Genomic DNA, 15,824 nt, shown 5'->3' with positions numbered 1-15,824 from the left:
AACGCGTTCATCCAGTGATACCGCATTCACCGGGTTTGCGACTGCTGCGCAGTCGAGCGGGAGCAAGCTCCCTCGCCACGGTTGTGCATGGCATAGTGGCAAGCCTGAACGACAACCCGCCGGACGGACCCACCATGAGCACCCCCACCTCTTCCCCTGCCCTCAAGGAAATCTTCAACAACGCCCGCCTGGAGCACATCGCTCACGAAATGCGCGCGGTGTATCCAGCCTTCGACGCCAAGGCGTTCTTGCACATGGCCAACGATGGGCTGGCCGATTTGTCGGTGATGCAGCGCATGGCCCGGGTCAGTGAGTGCCTGCACGCGGTGCTGCCCCTCGATTACGAGGCGTCGCTGGAGGTGCTACGCGCCCTGGCTCCGCGCCTGAACAGCATGTTCGTCAGCATGTTCCTGCCGCACTACGTGGCGTCTTATGGCCGGCAGCACTTCGACATGTCGTTGGACGCGCTCCAGTATTTCACCCGGTTCGGCTCGTCGGAGTTCGCCGTGCGCCACTTCCTGCGGGACGACCTGGAACGCACCCTCAAGGTCATGCATGACTGGGCGCTGGACGCCAACGAGCACGTGCGCCGCCTCGCCAGCGAAGGCAGCCGGCCCCGCCTGCCGTGGTCGTTTCACCTGGAGCCGATCCAGGCCAACCCCGACCTCGCCGCCGCGATCCTCGACACGCTCAAAGCCGACGACAGCCTGTATGTGCGCAAATCCGTGGCCAACCACCTCAACGATGTCACCAAGCAGCATCCCGACTGGGTGCTGGACCAGATCGAAGGCTGGCCATTGCAAGACCGCCACACGGCGTGGATCGCCCGGCATGCACTGCGTAGCCTGATTAAACAAGGCAACCCCAGGGCACTGGGCGTCATCGGCGCCGGCGGCAAGGCGCAGGTCCAGGTGCTGGATTTGCAGGTGACGCCGGCGGTGATTCGCCTGGGGGAACAGGTCACGCTGTCCTTCACCGTGCAATCAACTCTCGAACAGAGCCAACGCCTGGTGATCGACTATGCCGTCGACTACGTGAAGGCCTCTGGCGGCACTTCGGCCAAGGTGTTCAAACTCAAGACCTTCGATCTGCCCGCCCAGGGTCGCGTCAACCTCAGCCGCTCCCAATACATTCGCGAGCTGACCACCCGCAAACACTACGCGGGCCGGCATGCCGTGCACCTGCTGGTCAACGGCGAGCGACTGGGTAGCACGGCGTTCGATATCGTCCCCTGACGGCGCCTCAGGCCACCGCCACGCGTTTCGCCCGGCGAATCTCCTGCAAAAAACCCTCGGCCGGCAGTGGATGGCCCAGCAGATAACCCTGCAGTGAATCGCAGCCCAACTGGGTCAGGAAGTCTTGTTGCACATCGGTCTCCACGCCTTCGGCGACGATCCGCAGGCCCAGGGCCTGGCCGAGGGCGACGATGGCCGAGACGATCGCCGCGTCATCGCTGTCGTGCTCCAGGTCACGCACGAAGCCACGGTCGATCTTCAGCTCGTTGGCCGGCAGGCGCTTGAGGTACATCAGGCTCGAATAGCCGGTGCCGAAATCGTCGATGGACAAATCCACGCCCATGTCCGAGAGCTGTTGCAACACCGTCATGCTCGCGTCCGCATCGCTCATGGCAGTGGTTTCGGTGATTTCCAGGGTCAGGCTGTTGGCCGACAGCTTATGCGTCTCCAACGCCTTGGCCACGCTCTGCACCAGACCGGTGTGGCAGAACTGCAAAGCCGAGAGGTTCACCGCGATGCGCCAGTCGGTATAACCGAGCACGTACCATTCGCGCATCTGCCGACAGGCTTCGTTCAACACCCATTCGCCGATGGGGATGATCAAGCCGGTCTTTTCCGCCAGGTCGATGAACGTGTCGGGCATCAACAGGCCCTGGGTCGGATGGGTCCAGCGCAACAAGGCTTCGGCCCCGACCGGACGGCCGTTGGCCGCGTCGAACTTGGGCTGGTAATGCAGGCTGAACTGCCGCTGTTCGACCGCCGTGCGTAAATCTTGCAGCAGCTGCAATTGCTTGCGGGCGTTGCTGTTCATCGAAGCGTCGAAAAAACTGTAGCCGTTCTTGCCGGCGCCCTTGGCGTGGTACATCGCCGCGTCCGCGTTCATCAGCAGCTCTTCGGCGCTCTGGCCGTTGCCAGGAAAAAGGGCGATCCCGACGCTGGCGGAGATCTGCAAGTCATGCTCACTCACCCGGAACGTGCGCCCGATCAAGCCGACCTGACGTGCCGCCAGTCGCAGGGCATCGTCGGGCTCGGCCAGTTGCACCAGCAACACGAACTCATCACCGCCGATCCGCGCCAGGGTGTCCTGGCTGCGCAGGTCTTCGCGCAGGCGCAGGGCCACGTCCCGCAGCAACAGATCGCCCATGTGGTGACCAAAGGCGTCGTTGACCGGCTTGAAACCATCGAGGTCGATGAACATCAAGGCGAAGCAACCGCCCTGCGCTTGCACCCGATGCATGGCCTGGTCGATCCGATCGGCCAGCAGCACACGGTTGGGCAGTCCGGTAAGGGGGTCGTGCAGGGCCAACTGGGTCAGTTCCCGGTTGGCCCGGGTCAGGGACTGGGCCAGCTCGGCGGTGCGGGCTTCCAGGCGCGCATCGAGAATCGAGGTCAGCAGGGCAATGGCCAATACCGCCAGGGTGGTGATCAATACCAGATTGTCCAGGCCCTTGCCGCTCAAGCCGTCCAGCGAGCCGCAAAAGCTGCCCTCGCTGAAGCGCGCCCCGGCCATGCCGGTGTAGTGCATGCCAACGATGGCCATGCCCATGATCACCGCGGCGCCCGCGCGAGCCAGACGTACATGGGGGCTGTTCTGGCGCAGGCGAAAGGCAATCCACAACGCCGCCGCAGACGCGCCGACGGCAATCACCAAGGAAGCGCCGAACAGCGTCGGGTCGTAATCGATGCCCGGCTGCATCCGCAGCGCGGCCATGCCGGTGTAATGCATGGCGCTGATCCCGGCGCCCATGATCAGCGCACCGAAAGCCAGCTGCCACGCCGGCAATCGCGGCTGGCTGACCAACCACAAGGCAAACCCGCTGGAAAGAATCGCGGTGAGCAGCGACAGCGCGGTGATCGGTACGTCATAGCCAAGCTCGATCGGCAAGGTGAACGCCAGCATGCCGATGAAGTGCATGGACCAGATGCCCACCCCCATCGCCAGCGCGCCCCCGGTCATCCACAAATGCGCGGCGCGTCCCTGGGCGGTCGCGATCCGCCCGGCCAAATCCAGCGCGGTGTAGGAAGCCAGCACTGCAACAAACAACGAAATCGAAACAAGAGCGGGGGAATAACTACCAATGAGCATGGTTTTTCTCGTAAAGGAGAACCGGACGGCTTCCATGCCCGGTTGGAGGCCGGCGATTGTACTGAATCGTGGCAGGGACGTACGGACCAAATGTCAAAAAGCCATCAAACCTGGAATGTTTTCGACGAAAGACACTACCCCGAGCAGGGCGAATATTTTGTGTGAAAGTCATCAGTCATGTGCCCACCACAGATCCATTGTGGGAGCGAGCCTGCTCGCGAAGGCGGTGGATCAGCTTGCATAGATGTTGGATGGGCCGGCCTCTTCGCGAGCAAGCCCGCTCCCACAAGGTTAACCGGCTAGCTATCAGTCATGCGTCCACTGCAAATCCATTGTGGGAGCGAGCCTGCTCGCGAAGGCAGTGGGTCAGCTTGCATAGACGTGGGATGTGCCGGCCTCTTCGCGAGCAGGCTCGCTCCCACAGGTTAACCGGCTAGCTATCAGGCATGCGTTCATCGCAAATCCATTGTGGGAGCGGGCTTGCTCGCGAAGGCGGTGGATCAGATTGCATAGATGTGGAATGTGCCGGCCTCTTCGCGAGCAGGCTCGCTCCCACAGGTTAACCGGCTAGCTATCGGTCATGCGTTCATCGCAAATCCATTGTGGGAGCGGGCTTGCTCGCGAAGGCGGTGGATCAGCTTGCATAGACGTGGGATGTGCCGGCCTCTTCGCGAGCAAGCCCGCTCCCACAAGGTTAACCGGCTAGCTATCAGTCATGCGTCCACTGCAAATCCATTGTGGGAGCGAGCCTGCTCGCGAAGGCGGTGGATCAGATTGCATAGATGTGGAATGTGCCGGCCTCTTCGCGAGCAAGCCCTCTCCCACAAGGTTAACCGGCTAGCTATCAGTCATGCGTCGACCGCAAAGCCATTGTGGGAGCGAGCATCGATCTGGATGGCTCGTTGGCGGCGGCGATCCGGCGGATGCAGGAAGCGGGTGTGCAATTGATCGAGTCGAACGCGATAGACGGCCGGCCGGTTGCCTGATAGCTCATACTAGGTTCTTTTCCGGACAGTGAGCCTCCATGCCCCTCCTCGCCCGCACCCACCCGCGTCTTTCAAGCGCCACGGTCCTTGGCCTGGCGGTGGGAATCCTGGTTCCCGTGGACTCGATCATCAGCAAGGTCCTGATCGGCTGGAATACCGGGGTCTGGACCTACCTGGTGCTGATGTTCTGGCTGACCGTGCGGGCCAAGGCGCCCGATGTGAAACGCATCGCCGAAATCGAAGATGAAAATGCCGGGCTGGTGCTGCTGATGGTCTGCGTCGCGGCATTGGCCAGCCTGGCGACCATCACCTTCGAGCTGGCGGGCAGCCGCGACCTGCAAGCCGCCGGCAAGCTGTTGCATTACGGCTTCACGGCGATGACCGTGACTGGTTCATGGTTGCTGATCGGGGTGATTTTCAGCCTTCATTACGCACGGTTGTATTACACCTGGGAGGGCAAGGAGCCGGCGCTGCGATTTGCCGAAGGGCTGACCACGCCCAACTATTGGGACTTTCTGTATTTCTCTTTCACCATCGGCGTGGCGGTGCAGACCTCGGATGTGGGCGTTGCCACGCGGCAATTACGCAAGATCGTGCTCGCACAATCGTTGATCGGGTTTGTGTTCAACACGGCGATTTTGGGGTTTTCGATCAATATTGCGGCGGGGTTGTTTGGGTGAGGCGCATTTGGGGCCGCTTCGCGGCCCAGCGGGAGCAAGCTCCCTCGCCACAGGGTCAGCGTCGGGCATAGACAGCGCGGCGAACCTCAGGACGGAGTTGGCAGCCACAGCCGGAAGCGCGCCCCGCCCAGTGGCGAAGCCTCGACAGTCAACGTGCCGCCCTGGGCTTCCAGGGCCCGGCGGCTGATGGCCAGGCCGAGGCCAAAGCCGCCCGTGGCGCGGTCGCGGCTGCGGTCCAGGCGGTAGAACGGTTCGAACACGCGCTCGCGTTCGCTGTCGGGAATACCGATACCATCGTCGTCGACCCAGATCTCACAGCCTTGGTCCCCCACCAGCACACCGACCTGGATGCGCTTTTCGCAATACCGCATGGCATTGCGCAGCAGGTTCTGCAATGCCCGAGCGGTCAGGCGTGGATCCAGCACAAAACGCTCCAACGCCCCGTGCAACAACACATCGATGACCACGTCCGGCGCCGCCAGGTCCTCATCGACGCTGCCCAGGATGCTGTCGATGAATTCGTCCAGCGCCACGTCGACCCGTTCGGGCAGGCGTTGCGGATTCTGCAAGCGACTGTAGGACAGCAGTTCCAGCACCAGCTCATCCAACTCGCGGATATGCGCCACCAACCCTTGCAGGCGCTCACGGCTGGGCGCCGGCAGGTCATCGGACAGCGCCAGGGCCAGGCCGAAATCGAGCCGCGTCAGTGGCGTGCGCAGTTCGTGGGACACAGCGTTGAGCAGATCCCGCTGTTGGTTGAGCAGGTGCTCGATGTCCCCGGCCATGGTGTCGAACACATGGGCCAGGCTGCCGATGTTCGAACTGGAAGCGATGTGCGTACGCTCATCCAAATGACCTTTACCAAAACGTTCGGCGGTGCGCCTGAGGCGTTCCAGGTCGCGCCAGTGCGGCCGCAACCAGAGCAACAGGCAGGCCAACATCGTCGCGCCGATCAACACATTGATGCTCCAGTACAACCAGCTGACATCGGCCGGGTCCGGCGGCACGACCATCTTCACCGTCGTATGCTCGTCCAGCGGCGCCGCCGCCAGGGTTCGCCAGGCCCAGTCGCCGAGGCGTACCACGTTCTCGCCGCGCTTGAGACGCGCCTGCTCATCGGCGCTGAAGCCTTCGTCCTCGACAGCCGCCAGCTCGATACGCAGCGGCTCGAACTCCTTGTCCATCTGCGCCGCCAGCGCCGGCCACTGCTCGCTGGGCACGGCGCGGAACTGCTTGACCATCAAGGTTTGCAGGCCCCGGGAATAATCGAGGTTGTAGGTCAGGAAACGCTCCTGGAACAGGCGGATCACCAGCTCCGGCATCAGGTAGATCGCCGCGCTGTAGGAGACGATGGTGACCAGGTACAGACGAATCAGCAGCTTCCACATCGACTCAGTATTCCCACTCGGAACGACTGAACAGATAACCCTTGCCCCACACTGTCTTGATCTTGCGGGCTTCGTCGGCGTTGTCGTCGAACTTGCGCCGCAACTTGGAAATCGCCACGTCCACCGAACGGTCGGTGCCGTTGAATTCGATACCGCGCAGGCGTTGCAGGATCTGGTCGCGGCTCAGCACTTCGCCGGAATGCCGGGCCAGCACCACCAGCAGGTTGTATTCGCCACTGGACAACTCCACCGGCTGCCCGCGCCAGGTCACGGTGCGCTCGGACAGGTCGATGCACAGGTTGCCCATGAGGATGCGGTCGTTGGCTGTCTGCGGCTCGGTGAGGCTGCTGCGGCGCAATAAAGTACGGACTCGCGCCAGCAACACCCGGGGCTCGCAAGGTTTGGTGACGTAGTCGTCGGCACCCATTTCCAGGCCCAGGACCTGGTCGTGGCTGTCGTCCCGGGCGGTGAGCATCAGGATCGGCAAAGTCGCCGAGTCGGCCCGCAGCAGGCGGCAGACCTGCAAGCCGTCCAGCCCTGGCAACATCAGATCGAGGATCACCAGGTCCGGCGGGTCGACACGCGCCCGCTCACGCACATGATCGCCACGGCTGAGCACGCTGACCTGATAGCCGTTGCGTTCCAGGTAACTGGCGATCAGTTCGGAGAGTGCGGTGTCGTCTTCGACCAGGAGGATGTTGGGCATGGGTGTTTCCAGAAAAGTGCTGTGGCGCCTGAAATGACGCTATCGCGAGCAGGCTCGCTCCCACAGGGGCCTGAGTCGCACTAAAGACTCAATGTGGGAGCGAGCCCGCTCGCGATGAGGGCCTGCCAGGCGCAGAAAATCTCAAGCTGCCAAGGATATACGTCCGCGCTCATCCACGAGCAAAACCCTTACACAATTTCACACAGCCTCTACAAAACTTTACCGCTGGGCCCGCAGCAGATCCGCCGCACACGCAGCAATCCGCTGGCATGCATCCGCCAGTTTCAGTTGATCGACCACCAGCCCGATGCGGATATGCCCCGCCGCACTGGGCCCGAACGCCTCGCCGGCCAACACTGACACGCCGTAGTCGTCCAGCAGGCGCTCGGCAAACGCCTGGGCACCGAGGCCGGTCTGGCGCACATCGACCATCACGAACATGCCACCATCGGGCCGCACCGGCTTGAGCCCCAGGCTATCGTCGAGCATGGCGCAGACCAGGTCCCGGCGCTGGCGATACTCCTCGTGCATCTGCGCCACTTCCGGCAACTCCTGCTCCAGGGCAACCTGGGCGGCCCGTTGCACGAAGTCCGGCAGGCCGAACAACATGCACAAGGACAGGTTCGCCAGATGGTCGGCCAGGGATTCAGGGCCAACGACCCAGCCGATCCGCCAACCGGTCATGGCGTGGGATTTGGACAGGCTGTTGATCGTCGCGGTGCGTTCGGCCATGCCCGGCAGGCTGGCCGGACTGATGTGTTCGCCGTCGTAGAGCAGGTCGCTGTAGACCTCGTCACTGATCAGCCACAGGTCATGTTCGATGCACAACCGCGCCAATGCTTGCCAGGTGGACATCGGCAGGCTGGCGCCGGATGGGTTGTTCGGGCTGTTGAGCAGCATCGCCCGGGTACGCGGGCTCACAAGACGGGCAACGTCCGCCGGCTCGACCCGAAAGCCGTTCTCCGGGCTCACCGCCACCGGCAGTACTTTCGCCCCGCAGGCACCGAACACCGCTTCGTAGGTGACGTACATCGGTTCGGCGACGATGACTTCATCGCCAGGGTTGAGCAGGCATTGCGCGACCGCATACACCGCGCATTGCGCACCCGGCAGCACGACGACCTGTTCGGCCCCCACCGGCTGGCCGCAGCGCAAGCGATGCCGCCGGGCAATGCTGGTCCGCAAGGTGTGCAAGCCGCGGATGTCCGAATAATGGGTCTCACCGGCCCGCAGGCTGCCCACCGCGGCGTCGACAATGGCCCGCGGGGTGTCGAAGTCCGGATCGCCCACTGACAGCAACAACACATCCATGCCCTGTTCGCGCATGGCCAGCGCCCGATCGTGGATCTGCCAGGCGGCGGCACCTTCGCCGGTGATGCGTTGGGTCAAGACTGAGAAGCGCATGTATCTCTCCTGATTGCGCGATATCCAGCCTCAACCCTATCTCAAATCACACACCACGCCACCCTCGCAGCGCTTTTGTGGCGAGGGAGCTTGCTCCCGCTGGGGCGCGAAGCGGCCCTGAAACCATTCACTTCAATGCATCTGGTCGGCACTTCCATTTGGGGCCGCTTCGCAACCCAACGGGAGCAAGCTCCCTCGCCACAGGTTCACCCTACTCCTGGGCCAAGTGCCTATCGAGCTTACCGCGCGGCCACCCGCCAAAGCCGCGCGATGTCCCGGGCGCGCTCGCTCAGCAGGCGCGGGGCGTCGGTGCAGGCTTCTTGCAGGGTCATCGGCCCGCTGGCCAAGGCGAAGGCGGCGTCGATGCCATGTTCATACAGCGCCTGGTAGCCCTCCCCCAGCGTGCCGGCAATGACCACCACCGGTACGCCATGTTGGCGGGCGATGCGGGCCACGCCGAAAGGGGTTTTGCCGCGCAGGGTCTGGGCGTCGAAACAGCCTTCGCCGGTGATCACCAGGTCGGCGCCGCTGACCGCCTCGGCCAGCCCGGTCAACTGGGCGACGACATCCACCCCGGTACGAAACTGCGCCCCCAGAAACGCTTTGGCCGCGAAGCCCAGGCCACCGGCGGCGCCGCTGCCCGGCTCGTCGCGCACGTCCTTATGCAGTGCCTGGGCGCAGTGTTCGGCGAAATGCCCGAGGGCCTGGTCCAGTGTCTGCACTTGCTGCGCAGTGGCGCCCTTCTGCGGACCGAAGACCGCCGAAGCGCCGTGGGGCCCGCACAGGGGGTTGTCAACGTCGGCGGCAATCTCGAAATTGACGTGGGCCAGGCGTGGGTCGAGGTCGCTCAGGTCGATGCGTGCCAAGTTTGCCAAGGCCAGGCCGCCGGGTGGCAGAGGGTGGTCACGGTCGTCCAGCAGCGCTACACCCAAGGCCTGCATCGCACCGGCACCGCCGTCGTTGGTGGCGCTGCCGCCAATCGCCAGGATCACCCGGTCGGCGCCCTCATCGAGGGCCGCGCGAATCAGCTCGCCAGTGCCGTAGGTGCTGCTGGAACAGGCATCCCGCTGCCCCGGCGGCACCCATTGCAGACCACTGGCCTCGGCCATCTCGATGATCGCGGTGCGGCTTTCGGCCAACCAGCCCCAGCGCGCCTCGACGCCGACACCCAAGGGCCCGCGGACCCGGGTGTGACGCCACTGGCCGTTGCAGGCGGCCAGCACCGACGACGCCGTCCCCTCCCCGCCGTCCGCCATTGGGCACTTGATCAACTGCGCATCCGGCCAGACCTCGGCCAGCCCCTGGGCGATGGCATCGGCGACACCCTGGGCGCTGAGGCTGTCCTTGAACGAGTCGGGGGCGATGATTATTTTCATATTATTCTCCGGTTCCGATGCTCAGCATGCTGCCAGTTGACCGCAGCCGTGACGTCGGTCCGCCGCACAAAAGACATCGCGCATTATTGTTCAAATTTGCAAAGATTGGTTTTTCAGGGAAATTCAGGTTGAAGCTGGCGGCCTCATCGCGAGCAGGCTCGCTCCCACATGGGCCTGCGTAAACTCAGGATCTGCATACAACACAGCCCCCTGTGGGAGCAAGCTCGCTCCCACAATGGATTTTGGTGGGGTTGAGAAAACGGTTGGATCCACGCGGCGGTTCTGGTATTTGATTGAGCCTTTCCCCATGGATAAAAGGATCTTGTCATGAGCTACCGCACGCTAGGCCATTCCGGGTTGCAAGTCTCGACGTTGACCCTGGGCACGATGATGTTCGGCGAACAGACCAGCACCGAGGATTCGCTGCGGATCATCGACAAGGCCTGGGACCAGGGCATCAATTTCATCGACACCGCGGATGTCTACACCAACGGCCGTTCCGAAGAGATCGTCGGCGAGGCGATCGCCCGTCACCGCCAGGAATGGGTGTTGGCCACCAAGGTCGGCTTCGGCCCGGCGGATGGCGTGCCCAACCGCAGTGGCTTGAGCCGCAAGCACCTGTTCAATGGCATCGAGGCCAGCCTGACACGCCTGGGCACCGATTACCTGGACATCTATTACCTGCACCGCGAAGACCACAACACCCCGCTGCACGTGACCGTGTCGGCCATTGGCGACTTGATTCGCCAGGGCAAGATCCGCTACTGGGGCCTGTCGAACTATCGTGGCTGGCGCATCGCCGAAGTGATCAGGATCGCCGACAGCCTGGGCATCGACCGGCCGGTGATCAGCCAACCGCTGTACAACATCGTCAACCGCCAGGCGGAAACCGAGCAGATCACCGCGGCACAGAACTACGGCCTCGGCGTGGTGCCGTTCAGCCCCCTGGCCCGTGGCGTGCTCAGCGGCAAGTACGCGCCGGACGTGGCGCCGGACGCCAACAGCCGTGCCGGACGCCAGGATAAACGCATTCTGGAAACCGAATGGCGAGTCGAATCCCTGCGCATTGCCCAGCAAATCCTGCAGTACACCCAGGGCCGAGGCGTGGGCATCGTCGAGTTCGCCATCGCCTGGGTACTGAACAACAGCGCCGTGACCTCGGCCATCGTCGGGCCGCGCACCGAGGAACAGTGGGATTCGTACACCAAGGCACAGGCGGTGAAGATCAGCGCCGAAGATGAAGCCTTCATCGATTCGCTGGTGACGCCGGGGCATGCCTCGACGCCGGGGTTCAATGATGTGGGGCATTTCGTGCCGGGGCGAGTGCCTGTGGGAGCAAGGCTTGCCCGCGATGAACGATAACGCGGTTCATCTGTTGAACCGCGGCGTGGCTATCGCGGGCAAGCCTTGCTCCCACAGGCCTTGCTCCATATGTCTTGCTCCCACATGACTCGCTCCCACAATCAACACCCCCTGCCACAGGTAGGGTGTTGATTGATCGCCCTCAAGAGAATCATCGTGTCCAAAGGCATCGCTCTATCGGTCTCAGCCTCTGCGCTGTTCGCCGTCATGTACTACTACACCTCGTTGCTCGCACCGCTGACCGGCGTGGAGATCTTCGGCTGGCGCATGCTGCTGACGATGCCGTGCATGACCGTTTTCCTGCTGGTGACGCGGGACTGGCACCTGGTCACGGCGTTGATCCAGCGCCTGATCGCCACGCCACGGCTGTTGATCGCGGCGATCGCCTCTTCGGCCCTGATGGGCGCGCAACTGTGGCTGTTCATGTGGGCGCCGCTCAACGGCTACAGCCTGGACGTGTCGCTGGGGTACTTCCTGTTGCCGCTGTCGATGGTCCTCACCGGACGGCTCGTCTATGGCGAGCGCCTTTCCTACTTGCAGAAAGTCGCCGTGTTCTTCGCCACCCTTGGCGTGTTCAACGAGTTGTACCAAGTGGGTGGTTTTTCCTGGGCAACCTTGCTGGTGGTGATCGGCTACCCGATCTATTTCATCCTGCGCAAACGCATCAAGACCGACAACCTCGGCGGACTCTGGCTGGACATGACGCTGATGTTGCCCCTGGCACTGTGGTTCGTGCAAAGCGGCGAACAAGGTTTCGCCGTTTTCGATCAATACCCATGGCTATCGCTGCTGATCCCCTTGCTCGGGCTGATCAGCGTCAGCGCGCTCGTGTCCTACATCGTCGCCAGCCGGTTGCTGCCGTTCAGCCTGTTCGGCCTGTTGAGTTATGTCGAACCGGTGTTGCTGCTGGGCGTTGCGCTGCTGCTGGGCGAAAGCATCAAGGCCGGTGAATGGCTGACCTACATCCCCATCTGGATGGCGGTGGCGGTGCTGGTGTTCGAAGGGTTCAAGCACTTGGTACGGCAGCGACGCAGGACTTAAAGTCACCGCCAAACCCTGTGGGAGCGAGCCTGCTCGCGAAAGCGGCGTGTCAGGCGCCATTTATATCGACTGATACACCGCTTTCGCGAGCAAGCCCGCTCCCACATTCGGGACTGCATCGGCAACAAAAAAAGCCCGCCCGGCATCACTGCTGGGCGGGCTTTTTACTGCTTCAGGCCTTACTCGGTCGCGAGCACGCCACGACGCACCTGATCACGCTCGATAGATTCGAAGAGTGCCTTGAAGTTGCCTTCGCCAAAACCATCGTCGCCCTTGCGCTGGATGAATTCGAAGAACACCGGCCCCATCAACGTTTCGGAGAAGATCTGCAGCAGCAGGCGCTTGTCATCCGGGTTGGACGAGCCGTCCAGCAGAATGCCGCGCGCTTGCAGTTCATCCACCGGTTCGCCGTGGTTCGGCAGGCGGCCTTCGAGCATTTCGTAATAAGTGTCCGGCGGCGCGGTCATGAAGCGCATGCCGATGCTTTTCAGCTGGTCCCAAGTCTTGATCAGATCATCGGTGAGGAAGGCCACGTGCTGGATGCCTTCGCCATTGAACTGCATCAGGAACTCTTCGATCTGCCCGGCGCCCTTGGACGATTCTTCGTTCAACGGGATGCGGATCATGCCATCCGGGGCGGTCATGGCCTTGGAGGTCAGGCCGGTGTATTCGCCCTTGATGTCGAAGTAGCGGATCTCGCGGAAGTTGAACAGTTTCTCGTAGAAACCGGCCCAGTAGGCCATGCGCCCGCGATAGACGTTGTGGGTCAGGTGGTCGATGATTTTCAGGCCCGCGCCCACCGGGTTGCGGTCAACGCCCTCGAGGAACACAAAGTCGATGTCATAGATCGAGCTGCCTTCGCCAAAACGGTCGATCAGGTACAGCGGCGCGCCGCCGATGCCTTTGATCGCCGGCAGGTTCAGCTCCATCGGGCCGGTCTCGATGTGGATCGGCTGGGCGCCGAGTTCCAGCGCGCGCTTGTAGGCCAGTTGCGAATCCTTGACCCGGAACGCCATGCCGCATACCGACGGACCGTGCTCGGCGGCAAAGTACGATGCCACGCTATGGGGTTCGTTGTTGAGGATCAGGTTAATCGCGCCCTGGCGATACAGGTGCACATTTTTGGAGCGGTGGCTGGCCACTTTGGTGAAGCCCATGATCTCGAAGATCGGCTCCAGGGTGTTGGGGGTCGGGGATGCAAATTCGATGAATTCGAAGCCCATCAGGCCCATGGGGTTTTCGTATAGATCTGCCATGTCGGCGCCTCATCATGCTGGTCAATTAACAAAAAACGTTAGTTGCAGGCGGTGCTGAGGGCACGGGGCGGCGCGCAGGAAATGCCACGAACGCTGCGGGCGAGGAAATCGCCGTAGATCAGTTGAAACCCAAGTATCTTCATTGTCGACCCAAGGCTCTTGCGGGCGAGGCTTCTGCTGCCAGAAGACGTTATTCTTATATGCGTAACTCGATTCTACACAGCGTAACCGAATTTGTCCGCCTCCTGTATCAAATCGCCTTTTCCTTCGGCCGCGCAAGGGGTTTGTTGCACAGGAAGATGCCCAGCAGGATCACGCACCCGCCGACACACATCAACGCCGTGAGCCGTTCGTCCAGCAGCAGCGCACCCAGCAGCACCGCCGTCAGCGGATTGAGCGCGATGAATACACCGGAGCGGGTCGCGCCGATCCGACGAATGCCGTCGTACCAGGCGATATAAGCCAGGGCCGAGCCCAGCACGCCGAGGTACAACAGGCTCAGCCATTGCTCCACGTCCAGCCCGCGCAGGGTCTCGAGACGAATCTCCCCCGACACTGCGCAGGTCAGCCACAACATCAGCGTGCCCAGCAGAATCGACCAGGTCACGGTCTGCAACGGGCCAAGGCTGTCGTTGAGTTTTTTTGAAAATAGCGAATAGATGCCCCAGCCCAGCACACAGCCAAAAATCAGCAGGTCGCCGATCCAGGCCTGTGCTGCGCCTTGCAGCAAAGACGGATCACGACTGACGATCACTACCCCCGCCCCGCCGATGCACAGCACGATGCCCGCCACTTTCAAGCGGCTCAGCCGTTCCTTGAACAACCACCAGGACGCCAGCCCGATCACCGCCGGGTTCAAGGCCACGATCAGCGAAGCCCGGGACGCATTGATGTACTGCAAACCGTAGAAAAAGCAGAGGTTGTAGAAAAAGATGCCGAAGAACCCCAGCGCGGCCAACTGCAGCCCTTGCTTCACACTGGGCCTGGCCAGCGGAATCCCGGCCAACGCGAGAAACACCAGCAGCGCGATACTCGCCAGCAGGAACCGCAGGCTGGCGGCAAACATCGGCGCCAGGGCATCGGAAAGGATCCGGCCGGCCACAAAGGTTCCGCCCCAGATCATGGTGACCATGGCGAGCTTCAGATAGACCGGCAGGTCCGAGGGGATTGGGACAGCTTGTTCGAGGGTTTTCATGGTTTCACCACGGCACACTAATAAGGACAACGCAAAATCTGTGGCAAGTGGAATTAATTGTGGGAGCAAAGCTTGCTCGCGATGAAAGCGGCGCGATTCAGCAGGCAAACCGAGTCATCCCTCATCGCGAGCAAGCTTTGCTCCCACAGCTAAATACCCTCGCAGCAAGCTGTTGGATGCTTCATTATTCTGCTCATGCTCGATCATCGTAAAATGAGCAATTCCTCATGACCCTCACTCAACTCGAAATCTTCTCCCTGGTCGCCGAGCTGCGTGGTTTCACCGCTGCGGCCACGCGCTTGGGCATTGGTCAATCCGCGGTGTCCCACGCCATCAAATCCCTGGAACAAGAACTGGGCGTGGAATTGCTCAGGCGGCATCAGTCGGTGGTGGAGCTCAGCGATATTGGCCAGCAATTGCTGCTGCGGGCCCGGGCCATGCTCGGGCTGGCGAACACCTTGCGCCAGGAAGCCGCCGATGCCCGGGGCATGCGCCGGGGCACGTTGCGCATCGGCTCGTTCGGGCCGACCTCATCGATGAAACTGCTGCCCGGGATCCTGCGGCGCTACCGAGCCTTGCATCCCGGGATCGAAGTGCACATCGACGAAGGGCCCGACAGGCAGGTCATCCAATGGCTGGACGAACGGCGGATCGACGTCGGTTTCGTGGTGCTGCCTGAGGAGCGTTTCGACACGTTCATGCTGATGGAAGATCAGATGGTCGCCCTGCTGCCCACTGCACACCCCCTAGCCGCCCAGGCCAGCCTGAGCCTCAAAGACCTGTGCGACGACCCCTTCGTGCACACCGAGGCGGGATCGTCGGAGCTGGTCACGCGCCTGTTCAATGCCGCCCGGCTGACACCGAACGTGCGTTTCCGTTGCTCGCAATTGCTCAGCACCCTGGACGTCGTCCGGCGCGGCGAAGCGGTGAGCGTGGTGTCCGAGGGGTCGTTGCCGGATGACGAGAACCCGGGTTACGTCACCCGGCCCTTGTCGCCGCCGGTGCCGCGCCAGATCGGCCTGGCGGTATTGGACAGCCGCCAGGCCTCGCCCGCGACCCTGGCGTTTATCGAGCTGGCGCGACAGTCATGAGCCCGGCATTGAACCTGA

At 62.5% G+C, this 15,824-nt stretch carries 12 protein-coding genes; 5 read left to right on the top strand and 7 right to left on the bottom strand.

The features are described 5' to 3' along the window. Positions 1 to 134: 134 nt before the first annotated feature. Positions 135 to 1,235 (top strand): DNA alkylation repair protein, encoded by a 1,101-nt coding sequence (locus tag J3361_RS01525; protein ID WP_207961755.1) that lies wholly within the window; start codon positions 135 to 137, stop codon positions 1,233 to 1,235. 7 nt (positions 1,236 to 1,242) lie between these two features. On the opposite strand, the gene J3361_RS01520 is transcribed toward J3361_RS01525, so the two are convergent. Next, on the bottom strand, positions 1,243 to 3,321 hold the full coding sequence (locus J3361_RS01520; RefSeq protein WP_207961753.1) for an EAL domain-containing protein: 2,079 nt from the start codon (positions 3,319 to 3,321) through the stop codon (positions 1,243 to 1,245). A gap of 1,024 nt (positions 3,322 to 4,345) precedes the next feature. On the opposite strand from J3361_RS01520, the gene J3361_RS01515 reads away from it, so the two are divergent. Continuing rightward, positions 4,346 to 4,987, top strand: coding sequence for a DUF1345 domain-containing protein (locus J3361_RS01515; protein ID WP_207961751.1), 642 nt, complete (start codon positions 4,346 to 4,348; stop codon positions 4,985 to 4,987). A gap of 86 nt (positions 4,988 to 5,073) precedes the next feature. On the opposite strand, the gene J3361_RS01510 is transcribed toward J3361_RS01515, so the two are convergent. The 4 genes from J3361_RS01510 to J3361_RS01495 all read right to left on the bottom strand — a co-directional run bounded on the left by J3361_RS01510 (position 5,074) and on the right by J3361_RS01495 (position 9,861). Beyond that, the gene (locus tag J3361_RS01510) at positions 5,074 to 6,375 is read right to left on the bottom strand and encodes an ATP-binding protein (protein WP_207961750.1); all 1,302 of its coding nucleotides are present in this window, start codon (positions 6,373 to 6,375) and stop codon (positions 5,074 to 5,076) included. Between the two features lie 4 nt (positions 6,376 to 6,379). Next, positions 6,380 to 7,081: a response regulator transcription factor gene (locus J3361_RS01505; protein ID WP_207961748.1), complete on the bottom strand. Its 702-nt coding sequence runs from the start codon at positions 7,079 to 7,081 to the stop codon at positions 6,380 to 6,382. A gap of 219 nt (positions 7,082 to 7,300) precedes the next feature. Continuing rightward, positions 7,301 to 8,485: a pyridoxal phosphate-dependent aminotransferase gene (locus J3361_RS01500; protein ID WP_207961745.1), complete on the bottom strand. Its 1,185-nt coding sequence runs from the start codon at positions 8,483 to 8,485 to the stop codon at positions 7,301 to 7,303. A 239-nt stretch (positions 8,486 to 8,724) separates the two neighbouring features. Next, positions 8,725 to 9,861, bottom strand: coding sequence for a glycerate kinase (locus tag J3361_RS01495; protein WP_207961743.1), 1,137 nt, complete (start codon positions 9,859 to 9,861; stop codon positions 8,725 to 8,727). A gap of 327 nt (positions 9,862 to 10,188) precedes the next feature. Here J3361_RS01495 and J3361_RS01490 point away from each other — a divergent pair, with 327 nt between their 5' ends. Both J3361_RS01490 and rarD read left to right on the top strand, forming a co-directional pair. Further along, positions 10,189 to 11,223 (top strand): aldo/keto reductase, encoded by a 1,035-nt coding sequence (locus J3361_RS01490; protein WP_207961741.1) that lies wholly within the window; start codon positions 10,189 to 10,191, stop codon positions 11,221 to 11,223. Positions 11,224 to 11,379: 156 nt separating this feature from the next. Beyond that, on the top strand, positions 11,380 to 12,264 hold the full coding sequence (gene rarD, locus J3361_RS01485; protein WP_207961730.1) for an EamA family transporter RarD: 885 nt from the start codon (positions 11,380 to 11,382) through the stop codon (positions 12,262 to 12,264). A gap of 179 nt (positions 12,265 to 12,443) precedes the next feature. On the opposite strand, the gene hppD is transcribed toward rarD, so the two are convergent. Next, positions 12,444 to 13,520 (bottom strand): 4-hydroxyphenylpyruvate dioxygenase, encoded by a 1,077-nt coding sequence (gene hppD, locus J3361_RS01480; protein ID WP_207961722.1) that lies wholly within the window; start codon positions 13,518 to 13,520, stop codon positions 12,444 to 12,446. 250 nt (positions 13,521 to 13,770) lie between these two features. Then, on the bottom strand, positions 13,771 to 14,715 hold the full coding sequence (locus tag J3361_RS01475; protein WP_207961720.1) for a DMT family transporter: 945 nt from the start codon (positions 14,713 to 14,715) through the stop codon (positions 13,771 to 13,773). A gap of 227 nt (positions 14,716 to 14,942) precedes the next feature. Between J3361_RS01475 and J3361_RS01470 the strand changes: the two genes are divergently transcribed. Then, the gene (locus J3361_RS01470; RefSeq protein ID WP_207961718.1) at positions 14,943 to 15,806 is read left to right on the top strand and encodes a LysR family transcriptional regulator; all 864 of its coding nucleotides are present in this window, start codon (positions 14,943 to 14,945) and stop codon (positions 15,804 to 15,806) included. Positions 15,807 to 15,824: the final 18 nt, after the last annotated feature.

This window comes from Pseudomonas sp. OA65, assembly GCF_017498305.1.
Lineage (GTDB): Bacteria > Pseudomonadota > Gammaproteobacteria > Pseudomonadales > Pseudomonadaceae > Aquipseudomonas > Aquipseudomonas zanjanensis.
This window is presented reverse-complemented; position numbering and strand designations above follow the sequence as displayed.

Coding starts and splice junctions, on each gene's coding strand:
- J3361_RS01525 (WP_207961755.1), top strand. CDS start 135: ATGAGCACCCCCACCTCTTCCCCTGCCCTCAAGGAAATCTTCAACAAC.
- J3361_RS01520 (WP_207961753.1), bottom strand. CDS start 3,321: ATGCTCATTGGTAGTTATTCCCCCGCTCTTGTTTCGATTTCGTTGTTT.
- J3361_RS01515 (WP_207961751.1), top strand. CDS start 4,346: ATGCCCCTCCTCGCCCGCACCCACCCGCGTCTTTCAAGCGCCACGGTC.
- J3361_RS01510 (WP_207961750.1), bottom strand. CDS start 6,375: ATGTGGAAGCTGCTGATTCGTCTGTACCTGGTCACCATCGTCTCCTAC.
- J3361_RS01505 (WP_207961748.1), bottom strand. CDS start 7,081: ATGCCCAACATCCTCCTGGTCGAAGACGACACCGCACTCTCCGAACTG.
- J3361_RS01500 (WP_207961745.1), bottom strand. CDS start 8,485: ATGCGCTTCTCAGTCTTGACCCAACGCATCACCGGCGAAGGTGCCGCC.
- J3361_RS01495 (WP_207961743.1), bottom strand. CDS start 9,861: ATGAAAATAATCATCGCCCCCGACTCGTTCAAGGACAGCCTCAGCGCC.
- J3361_RS01490 (WP_207961741.1), top strand. CDS start 10,189: ATGAGCTACCGCACGCTAGGCCATTCCGGGTTGCAAGTCTCGACGTTG.
- hppD (WP_207961722.1), bottom strand. CDS start 13,520: ATGGCAGATCTATACGAAAACCCCATGGGCCTGATGGGCTTCGAATTC.
- J3361_RS01475 (WP_207961720.1), bottom strand. CDS start 14,715: ATGAAAACCCTCGAACAAGCTGTCCCAATCCCCTCGGACCTGCCGGTC.
- J3361_RS01470 (WP_207961718.1), top strand. CDS start 14,943: ATGACCCTCACTCAACTCGAAATCTTCTCCCTGGTCGCCGAGCTGCGT.